This window comes from Trichocoleus sp. DQ-A1, from assembly GCF_039961955.1.
Classification (GTDB): domain Bacteria; phylum Cyanobacteriota; class Cyanobacteriia; order Cyanobacteriales; family FACHB-T130; genus FACHB-T130.
In genome coordinates this window covers 73302-83611 of record NZ_JAMPKE010000026.1, presented here as the reverse complement: position 1 = coordinate 83611, position 10310 = coordinate 73302, and the positions used below count along the sequence as shown (strand labels likewise).

Genomic DNA, 10310 nt, shown 5'->3' with positions numbered 1-10310 from the left:
TTCTACACCAAGAATATTCTGCTCAATGAGGGCATCCGGGCTTGGATGGCTCCTCAGGATCAACCCCACGAGAACTTTATCTTCCCTGAAGAGGTTCTGCCTCGCGGTAACGCACTGTAATGTCAGGAGTGAAATATTGAGTTAATTTTCTCTAACTCAGCATGGGCGGGGCGATCCCGCTCCTACAGCACTCCTCATTGAACGATACCCCGCGAGTGGCGGGGTATTTTTTTTCAAGCCAGCCCACATCTGCTCTAGCCTGTGCTAATCTAAATGAAGGGAATGAATCCTTAGCGATTTTTCCCCTACTCCTTTTGAGAATTAGACCGTTCAGGCAACAAGGAGGTGATGCCCATGAGTGATAGTAGTAAATTTATGGGTCATCAAATTAGCGTTAACCGGCTGAGCGTCGGAGCTGTTCTCTAAAAGCCGGTTTTAATCCCCTAGTGGGATTAACTAAAGGCTGAAAGAGCTAGGCTGGTATTTGGAGTTCCTTCCGACAGTCTGGTGCTAATTTGAAGACCCGCTAGACCGCCCTCACATTGAGTGTAATGGTGATACCAAAACGCTTCCCGTGGGGGCGGATAGTTTTTTAGGGGCTTTTTTTCAGGAAGGCGATGGCGTAGATACTCAGCGAGCTGGCAATTAACAAAGCATTCATCAGCTATCAAGTTAGCCAGGGAAGCAGTAGAAGAGAAAATGAAAAAAGTTTGGAGAAGCGATCGCCCAGATTAACAAATTAGTTGCTGTTGCTGCATCTCAATAGAAACAAAGCATCATCTACAAGAAATTTTGTACAATAAGGTGACGCTAACACTGACAACAGATGATAGCGATGGGTTGACAACAAAAGACTTTGATAGGGCGCAAGTCATTTTTAAAGAGTGACTTAGGTCATCCGAAAAATAACACGAAAAATCTCAATAAGCGCTCTAGCAATCATTTCAGGCGCTGGTGAGGTGGTGGCAGCGCCCAATCTGTGTTACGATGACTTGAAAAATCAAGAAGGATTGTCACTCTTTCTGAAAGATCTTTCTGAAAAAGTGTGTGTGAGGAAAAGAGGAAAGATGGCTAAATTAATGTGGAAATCTCTGCTAGTAAGTCCAGCAGTTTTGGGAGCGGCACTCGTGCTTTCTTCAGCTGCGATCGCAGCTGAAAAGCCCGTAACCTCTGAAGTAATTCAGCCCCAAACGACTGAGGCAAACCTACCGAAAGTTCAGTCAGTGGCTTTGGTTACTGCACCCCAAGCCCCGGAAGCTAACTCAGCCCCCGTGTTTTCAGCAACCGCTAAATCAGCCGAAGCGCTGAGTGCAGTTGAAGTGGAAACGCCAGAACAGTTAGCAGTAGCGCCGATTCAAGATGCAGCAACCGCCAACTCGGCAGAAGCACTAAAGGTAGAGAAGCTTGATAGCACGTCTGTACCTGTAGTGCCAGCAGTAGAGACGCCAAAACAGTTGGCAGCAACGCCCATCCAGGACGCAGCAACCGCCAATTCAGCCGAAGCTCTAGGCGTAGACAACAGCGTGTCGGTTCCGATGGCAGCACCGACGAACACCAAGCTGGTTCAAAGCGCCCCAGCAGGAAATACAGTTGACAACAACAGCGTTTTAGAACAAATCAATCGCTACAGTCGGGAAGGAAATAATTCCCAAAGCCAAGTCACAAACGTCTCCCAACTGTCGGACGTGGAACCAACCGACTGGGCATACGAAGCGCTGCGAAGCCTAGTAGAGCGCTATGGATGTATAGCAGGATATCCGGATGGCACCTATCGGGGCAACCGGGCAATGAGCCGTTATGAATTTGCGGCGGGTTTGAACGCTTGTTTGCTGCAAATCGAGAAATTAATTGCCGCGTCTACAGCAGATTTCGTTACCAAAGAAGATTTGGCAACGCTGCAACGGCTGATCGATGAATTTGGGGCAGAACTGGCAACCCTCCGGACGCGGGTAGATAACCTGGAAGGACGGGTGACGTTCCTAGAAAACCATCAGTTCTCGACAACCACCAAATTGGTGGGTGAAGCGATCTTCGCCGTCACGGACTCGTTTACGGGTGATGTTAGCGTTAGCGACTTGGATGTGGATGTCGATGACCGTGGCACCAACACCATCTTTGGAGACCGGGTACGTTTAGACCTGCAAACTAGCTTCACAGGTCGAGATGTATTGCACACTCGTCTCGCCGCTGGGAACCTGGGACTTTTAACCCCCGACACATTCGAGGGAACTCAGACTTTTAACCTCGGTTTCAACAACGACAACAGCAATGATATTGGCTTAGACTGGCTGGCGTATGAGTTTCCGTTTGGCGCTTCCCAAGTTTACATCTCAGCCACTGGAGGACGCCATTCCGACTACACCCCTGTTTTGAATCCTTACTTCTATAACGGAGTCAGTGACAGTGGTAGCGGCTCACTCTCAACCTTTGCTCAGTACAGCCCCATTTATCGCATCGGGGGCGGTGCTGGTGCTGGTCTGAGACTGGGTGTCGGTCGGGCACCAATTCTCGGTCCCACTTCATTAACGGTGGGTTATCTAGCAGATAATGCCAATAATCCTGCCGATAGCACACCGCTTGGACTAGGTATTAATCAGCATGGTGGTCTGTTCAATGGGGACTATTCTGCTCTGGCGCAGCTAAATTTCACTGTCAGCGACCGATTCGGCTTGGCGGCTACCTACGTTCACGGTTACCATAGTTCCGGCAACTCGATATTCGACAGTGGCAGAGGCCAGGGTGTAGTTGGTACCGCTTTAGCCAATAATCCAGGGGTTATTGGTCCCTTCGTTTCATCCGCACTTGGTATATCAGCTGACGCAAGTCCAACGGTCAGTAACTCCTATGGATTACAAGGTGCTTTCCGATTGGGTGACAGAGTTTCACTCAGTGGCTTTGTCTCTTATAGCGACGTCACAGTGATTGGTGACGGAGATGGTGAAGTCTGGAGCTATGGATTAGGGGTAGCCTTCCCTGACCTAGGGAAACGGGGTAACGTTTTGGGGATCTTCGCCGGTGCCCAACCCTATCTGGGAAGTCTCGAACTTGAGGGTGCTCGGGTTCCAGTTGGTAAAGATCGACCCTACCACATTGAAGCTTTCTACAAGTACCAGCTGACGGAGAATATCTCTGTTACTCCTGGAGTTGTCTGGCTAACAGCTCCCGGTCAAAGCAATGATAACGACGACGCTGTTATCGGTACGCTCAGAACTACGTTCAGCTTCTAGTAACACAAAAGTTAGGCGACTGGGTTAATCCAGCTCGCCTAATATTGTGAAATGAAATCAGTAAAGCCTCGCTCAATGCGGGGCTTTTTTGTATGATTTATTACCTAATGCAATTTCTGGGCTGTGGTAGGATGACTGGAAAAATTAAGAAGGATGTCAATCTTTCTGAATAAGGTGTGTGTGAGGAAAAGAGGAAAGATGGCTAAATTTATCTGGAAATCGCTGGTATTCAGCCCAGCAGTTTTGGGGGCAGCATTGGTGGTTTCATCGGCAGCGATCGCTGCACAAACGCCTGCTGCTAAAGAAGTGATTCAGCCCCAAACGGTAGAGGCACTACCAGAATTGCAGCCAGTAGCGATCGCTACTGCGCCAGAAACCCCAACAGTCAGCTCAATCCCTGTATTTTCAGCTACCGCTGAGAAGTCAGAGTTAGAGCAGAAAGTTGTTGCGACGGAAGCGCCAGAACAGTTGGCAGTCGCACCCAGCCAGGAGCCAGCAACCGCTGACTCAGCTCAAGCACTAGGGGTAGAAACGATTGAAGGCACATCTTTGCCTGTGATGCCAGCTGCCGACTCAAAGCTGGCTCAAACAGCTCCAGCAGGAAATACAGTTGGCAACAACAGCGTTTTAGAACAAATCAATCGCTACAGCCAGGAAGGAAATAACTCCCAAAGCCAAGTCACAAACGTCTCCCAACTGTCGGACGTGGAACCAACCGACTGGGCATACGAAGCGCTGCGAAGCCTAGTAGAGCGCTATGGATGTATAGCAGGATATCCGGATGGCACCTATCGGGGCAACCGGGCAATGAGCCGTTATGAATTTGCGGCGGGTTTGAACGCTTGTTTGCTGCAAATCGAGAAATTAATTGCCGCGTCTACAGCAGATTTCGTTACCAAAGAAGATTTGGCAACGCTGCAACGGCTGATCGATGAATTTGGGGCAGAACTGGCAACCCTCCGGACGCGGGTAGATAACCTGGAAGGGCGGGTGACGTTCCTAGAAAACCATCAGTTCTCGACAACCACCAAACTCGTGGGTGAAGCGATCTTCGCTGTCACGGACGAGTTTAGCGATCGCGAGGACACCAATACCATTTTTGGCGATCGCGTTCGTTTAGACTTCCAAACCAGCTTCACGGGTCGAGATGTATTGCACACCCGTCTTGCGGCTGGTAACACTACACCTTTTCAGCCTAATGGTTCATTCGAGGGCAACCAGACCTTTGACCTGAATCCCGGTAACAACAACGATATTTTTCTAGACTGGCTAGCGTATGAGTTCCCCTTTGGGGCTTCCAAAGTATACATTGCTGCTGCCGGTGGAATTCATGCCGACTACGCTCCCGTCCTCAACCCTTACTTTTATGACGGAGACGGTGGTACCGCAGCACTCTCAACTTTTGCTCAGCAGAGTCCTATTTATCGAATCGGTGGCGGTGCCGGTATCGGGATCAGGCTCGGTGTAGGTACAGCACCGATTCTCGGTCCTACTTCATTGAGCCTGGGTTACTTGGCAGATAATGGGAATAACCCTGCTGATAAGGTTGGTCTGTTCGGCGGGGATTATTCTGCTCTCGCCCAACTCAACTTTACCGTTAGCGATCGCTTAGGCTTAGCTGCAACCTACGTCCACGGCTACCATAACCGGGGTGACGGGATTTTCGACCTTGGTGGAAGTCCGCGCTCGGCTGGCGCTAGGCCGGTAACAGGTTCTCGCGGAGCTAACGATCCAACTCTTGCAACTGGAACAGGCGCTCGGTTTCCATTAGTACTGGCTAGGGATACCGCACTGATTACTAACTCCTATGGTCTTGAGGCTGCCTTACGACTGAGCGACAGATTCTCCCTGAGCGGATTCGTTGGTAAGACTGATATTAGCGCGGTTGAAAATAGTACCAGAGGCGAGGTCTGGTACTACGGATTAGGTGTGGCTTTCCCCGATTTGGGTAAGCGGGGGAATATCCTGGGAATTTTTGCAGGTGTAGAACCCTACTTGGCAGGTCTTGAAGTTCAAGGCAGCCCAGTCGGGATTAAGAACGATCTCTCTTATCACCTCGAAGGATTCTACAAGTACCAGCTGACGGATAACATCTCCGTGACTCCCGGCATCATCTGGATTACCGCTCCCAACCAAAATGACGATAACGAAGATGCCGTTATTGGCACGCTCAGAACAACGTTCAGCTTCTAGGGAGACGTAAGTAGTAGCCCGCACATTGCTAGGACAGGTGGTAATGGGTAAGGGGTGATTACTCCCTCTGTCCCTCTTCTCCCTTGCTCCCCTGCTCCCAGCTTTTGTGTCGGAAATTTTGCGAACCCGGTTATGCCCCGTATTAGCGGGGCTTTTTTATTGGCGAATGCTTAAACCGACAAACTCCGGTGGAGAACCGGGGTATACTGGAATAGACGATCCCTCACACTCGATCTCAAGCTTGTGGAACTTTCCTGTAAAACAGAATATGCGCTGTTGGCTCTGTTAGAGCTAGCGTGTCACTACAACGACAACGAACCGTTACAAATTCGGCAGATTGCGGCTCAACAAAATATCCCCGATCGATATTTAGAACAGCTGCTGGCGACATTGAGGCGTGGCGGTTTAGTGCGTAGCCAACGTGGAGCAAAGGGAGGCTATTTGCTGTCGCGGGAACCTTGGAAAATTACGCTCTTAGAAGTTGTGAGTTGCCTGGAAGGATTGGATGCCAAACCTTCTGAGAACAACAACACTTCCAAAACGGTAGAAAGTGCCGTGGTAGAGGAAATCTGGCAGGAAGTGCATCAAACAGCTAATTCGGTCTTACAAGGATACACGCTTCAAGATTTAGCAGAAAAACGGGATTCTAGGCGTCAGCTTGACATCATGTATTACATTTAAAAATTAAAAATTGAAAACTAAAAATTTTAAAAGAAGCATACTTCTTTTAATTTTTAATTTTGCACTTTTTAATGATTGATGTTGACTTCTGACTCCTCATAACCAAGAAAAAAACTAAAATCTATGCGGATTGCTCAAAACATTACAGAATTAATCGGTCGGACGCCTTTAGTACAGTTGAACCGCATTCCCCAAGAGGAAGGCTGTTTGGCTCGGATCGTGGTGAAATTGGAGGGGATGAACCCAGCTGCCTCGGTCAAAGACCGGATTGGGGTGAGTATGATTAATGCGGCAGAAGAGCAGGGGTTGATCCACCCAGGCAAAACAATTTTAGTGGAACCGACTTCTGGGAATACGGGTATTGCTCTAGCGATGGCGGCAGCAGCCAGGGGCTATCGGCTGATCTTGACAATGCCAGACACGATGAGTACCGAACGACGGGCGATGCTGCGGGCTTATGGAGCAGAACTGGAACTGACCCCTGGCATTGAGGGGATGAGCCGCTGCATTCGTAGGGCGCAAGAAATTGTTGACAGCACGCCTAATGCTTATATGCTGCAACAGTTTAGCAATCCAGCCAACGTCCAGATTCACCGGGAAACCACTGCTGAGGAAATCTGGGAGGATACAGACGGGCAGGTGGATATCCTGGTCGCTGGAGTAGGCACTGGCGGCACGCTTACGGGTGTGGCAGAGGTGATTAAACCACGGAAACCGGGTTTTAAAGCGATCGCCGTCGAACCCATCAGTAGCTCAGTGTTGTCCGGCGGACGCCCTGGCCCCCACAAAATTCAGGGCATCGGTGCTGGGTTTATTCCCCAAGTGCTGAAAGTTGAGCTGATTGATGAGGTAATCGCAGTGACAGATGATGATGCGATCGCCTACGGTCGTCGTCTTGCTCGTGAAGAAGGACTGCTTTCCGGCATTTCCACGGGTGCTGCCCTCTATGCTGCCATCAAGGTCGCTCAGCGCCCCGAAAATGAGGGACGATTGATTGTCATGGTTCAGCCCAGCTTTGGAGAACGCTACTTAAGTACACCCCTGTTCCAAGATCCAGAACCGCGAGTGCCAGCTGTGCTGGGTTGACGCTACAGTAACTGTTAGTGGTCATTAGTTAAAAGCTCATGAGCTATGAGTCATTAGTCATACCTCTACCTACTAATGACTCATGCCTCTGACAGAAAGCTATTTCCATGACAGATTCCACTCACTACGACACCCTTGATATTAGTCCCGCAGCGACTCCGGTACAGATCAAGCAAGCTTACCGGCGTCTAGTGAAGCTGTTTCATCCAGATGGTAATCGCGAAACAGCGAACCACGAGCAAATTGTCCGGATTAATGCTGCTTACGAAATACTGGGTGACCCTCAACAGCGGCAGTCTTATGACCAGATGCTGCTCAAAGATCGCCTGAGACACGAACAATCTGTTAACAATCATCCGTCGCGACGAGCTGAATCATCAGCGACATATACTTCGGCGCGATCGCAGCGATACCAGCAAGCCGATACTTCAGCGCGATCGCAGCGGCAACAGCAAGCCGACACCGAAAACCGATACTACGCGCATCGACAACAGCAAGCCAACGCTGAAAACCGATACTACGCGCATCGACAGACAGCAATAGATGCCGACGAACAACTGGAGCAATGGCTTCAGAAAGTCTATGTGCCGGTCAATCGCTTGATCTGTCGCATTCTCAATCCTCTGGCAGACCAACTAGACCAACTTTCAGCCGATCCTTTTGATGATGAACTGATGGAACAATTTCAGGCTTACCTGAAAGAGTGTCGTAACTATCTCAAACAAGCTCAGCTGGCTTTTCGTTCTTTGCCTAATCCAGCCAATGTTGCTGGCGCAGCAGTTCACCTTTACTACTGCCTCAATCAAGTAGCAGATGGCATTGAAGAGTTAGAACTTTTTACGCTCAACTATGATGAAGGCTACCTGCACACAGGTCAAGAACTTTTTAGAATTGCCACTGGTTTGCGCTGCGAAGCGCAATACGCAGTCAAAGACATTGCTTAACCATTAAAAATTAAAAACTAGCTTTTTTTCTCGTTACCAGTAGGGGCTTTTTCTGTACCGTCCCCTACTGTGGTAACGGGGCTTGGATGAAAGTAAAGCCTCCCCAGTGCCCAAAACAAAAATAAAAATTTAAGAATTTCTCAATTTTTATTTTTTAGTTGTTTCTCTGGGATTCCAACGCATTACATCTGTCCAAGGAGCTTTTTTAACTGTAAAGTCACAAGACAAAATGTGAGTAACGGAATTGCCCGTCTCACTCGTAGACCTAAATAAATGCAGCACCAGCGTTAGAGAAAAGTGCAGCGTACTCTCAGGACTAGAGAGTTTTTTGAGTTTGGATGGATCAAAAAGGGACGCTGAGATTTTCAAAACATCGGTTTGCAAGTCGCGCTGGAGAACGTCTTCAACAGTTATTTTTTCTTTAAGAATTTTTCCAGACCCAATGAAGCTATAAACTTGACGCTGGGAGAGATCCAGAATCATGCTGGGCGTCAGGCGAATCACTCGCCGCGATCGCCCGTCGAAATCTGTCAGCGAACTGCGATCCCAGTCTACGTCAATTGAATGCTCCGCAGATTTATTGTCAATCTGGATCGATAGTTCGCGCAGTCGATCTAGTTGGTATCGCTTTTCCAGCTTAAATTGGATATCGACGCGATCTCTTAGATTTTGTGCTTCCAGTTGTCCATTTAAGGATTCTCGATCGAGATGGACTATCACTTGATTTCTATCTACCGATTTAAAAACTCGGTATAAAATGTAGGTGACACAGATGATGTAGACAGTCAAGATGAATAAATTGCGGTCATCCAAAATTAGTAATTAGTGATTGGTAATTGTTAATTGGGGAAAGTTTTTAATTACAAAGTTTATTTTTTGAAAAAAAGAAACTTACTTATTTGTACTTTAGAATTAAGTAATTAAAAACAAAAATTTTTGTCTTCCATTAATTTTTAGCAAAAAATTACAGGCTATAAGAAAAGTAATTTATGAACATGATGCTAGTCATCCTTAACTGTGGAAAAATTATCAAACCAGCCGCGCCGCCAGAAAAAGTAAATTAAACCAGATGCGATCGCTATCATTAATGCCCAGCAAAGCGGATAGCCCAAATACCAGTTTAGTTCCGGCATATTGAATGGAGATTTTTCTGTATTAAAGTTCATGCCGTAGATTCCAGCAACAAAAGTGAGGGGAATAAAAATACTGGAAATTACAGTCAAAAGCTTCATAACTTCATTCATTCTGTTACCAACCGAGGACATATAAACATCCATTAACCCAGAGGATAGTTCTCGATATGTTTCCACCATGTCCATTACTTGAACCGCATGATCGTAACAGTCTCTTAGATAAATTCGGACTTCTTCACAAATAAGAGGACTCCCATCTCGAATTAAGGAATTTATGGCATCTCGCTGGGGCCAAATAGCGCGACGGAGTGCCAACAATTCGCGCCTAACTTGATAGATTTTGTCTAGAGTTTTACGTGTAGGATTGGCGATAACTTCTTCCTCTAAGTCTTCAATTCGCTCACCATAAACTTCCAGCACCGGAAAAAAGCCATCAATAATTGAATCCAACAGTGCGTAGGCTAAATAATCGGCACCGCGCTTGCGGATAGTGCCCTTATTGTGACGAATGCGATCGCGCACGGGTGTAAAACAATCCCGCAGTGGTTCCTCCTGCACAGTGAGCAAATAATGTTTCCCCAAAATTAAACTCACTTGTTCGCTGTAGAAGCCAGTGCCTTTTTCTTTAGGCATCACCATCCGGCTAATAAGCACCAGATGGTCTCCCTGATCATCCACTTTGGGTCGCTGGGGTACATTTACCACATCTTCCAAAACCAATGGATGTAAATGAAAAACCTGTCCCAATTCTCGCAAAATTTCTTCATCTCCTAAGCCCAACACATCCACCCAAGAAACCGACTCGGTATCCAAATAGCTAGCGCACGCTGCTGGGGTCTCAAGTGGCATGCAGATGCGGTTTGCCTCGTTGTAGTCAATTAAGATAATTTTGGGTGGCGGAGAATTTTTATTAATAAAAATTGTTCCTGGTAGACTACCGGGTTTATCGTAAAAGTCTTCAAACAAAGAATTATCATCGTCTTCGTCTACATTGTATTGTGTAACTACTTCCGCAGGCTGGGGGCGTCTTTGTGTCATTTGCATTT

7 protein-coding genes and 1 pseudogene are annotated in these 10310 nt (G+C 47.6%); 6 read left to right on the top strand and 2 right to left on the bottom strand.

Annotated features, from left to right (window positions below):
• The 6 genes and pseudogenes from NDI33_RS20645 to NDI33_RS20620 all read left to right on the top strand — a co-directional run.
• A pseudogene (locus tag NDI33_RS20645) lies at nucleotides 1-120 on the top strand (photosystem II protein D2); the annotation flags it as partial.
• A 947-nt stretch (nucleotides 121-1067) separates the two neighbouring features.
• A complete protein-coding gene (locus tag NDI33_RS20640; RefSeq protein ID WP_190679362.1) occupies nucleotides 1068-3227 on the top strand; it encodes an iron uptake porin in 2160 nt (719 codons plus the stop codon).
• A 198-nt stretch (nucleotides 3228-3425) separates the two neighbouring features.
• Nucleotides 3426-5420 (top strand): iron uptake porin, encoded by a 1995-nt coding sequence (locus NDI33_RS20635; protein WP_190679354.1) that lies wholly within the window; start codon nucleotides 3426-3428, stop codon nucleotides 5418-5420.
• A gap of 243 nt (nucleotides 5421-5663) precedes the next feature.
• Nucleotides 5664-6101: an Rrf2 family transcriptional regulator gene (locus NDI33_RS20630; protein ID WP_190411711.1), complete on the top strand. Its 438-nt coding sequence runs from the start codon at nucleotides 5664-5666 to the stop codon at nucleotides 6099-6101.
• Nucleotides 6102-6224: 123 nt separating this feature from the next.
• On the top strand, nucleotides 6225-7187 hold the full coding sequence (cysK, locus tag NDI33_RS20625) for a cysteine synthase A (RefSeq protein ID WP_190525524.1): 963 nt from the start codon (nucleotides 6225-6227) through the stop codon (nucleotides 7185-7187).
• A gap of 107 nt (nucleotides 7188-7294) precedes the next feature.
• Nucleotides 7295-8131: a J domain-containing protein gene (locus tag NDI33_RS20620; RefSeq protein WP_190679347.1), complete on the top strand. Its 837-nt coding sequence runs from the start codon at nucleotides 7295-7297 to the stop codon at nucleotides 8129-8131.
• Between the two features lie 147 nt (nucleotides 8132-8278).
• Here NDI33_RS20620 and NDI33_RS20615 read toward each other — a convergent pair whose 3' ends face one another.
• Both NDI33_RS20615 and corA read right to left on the bottom strand, forming a co-directional pair.
• On the bottom strand, nucleotides 8279-8920 hold the full coding sequence (locus NDI33_RS20615) for a hypothetical protein (protein WP_348233782.1): 642 nt from the start codon (nucleotides 8918-8920) through the stop codon (nucleotides 8279-8281).
• Between the two features lie 212 nt (nucleotides 8921-9132).
• Nucleotides 9133-10302, bottom strand: coding sequence for a magnesium/cobalt transporter CorA (corA, locus tag NDI33_RS20610; RefSeq protein WP_190432336.1), 1170 nt, complete (start codon nucleotides 10300-10302; stop codon nucleotides 9133-9135).
• Nucleotides 10303-10310: the final 8 nt, after the last annotated feature.

Excerpts from the sequence above, each read along its gene's own strand:
- NDI33_RS20640 (WP_190679362.1), top strand. The coding sequence starts at position 1,068 with ATGGCTAAATTAATGTGGAAATCTCTGCTAGTAAGTCCAGCAGTTTTG.
- NDI33_RS20635 (WP_190679354.1), top strand. The coding sequence starts at position 3,426 with ATGGCTAAATTTATCTGGAAATCGCTGGTATTCAGCCCAGCAGTTTTG.
- cysK (WP_190525524.1), top strand. The coding sequence starts at position 6,225 with ATGCGGATTGCTCAAAACATTACAGAATTAATCGGTCGGACGCCTTTA.
- NDI33_RS20620 (WP_190679347.1), top strand. The coding sequence starts at position 7,295 with ATGACAGATTCCACTCACTACGACACCCTTGATATTAGTCCCGCAGCG.
- corA (WP_190432336.1), bottom strand. The coding sequence starts at position 10,302 with ATGACACAAAGACGCCCCCAGCCTGCGGAAGTAGTTACACAATACAAT.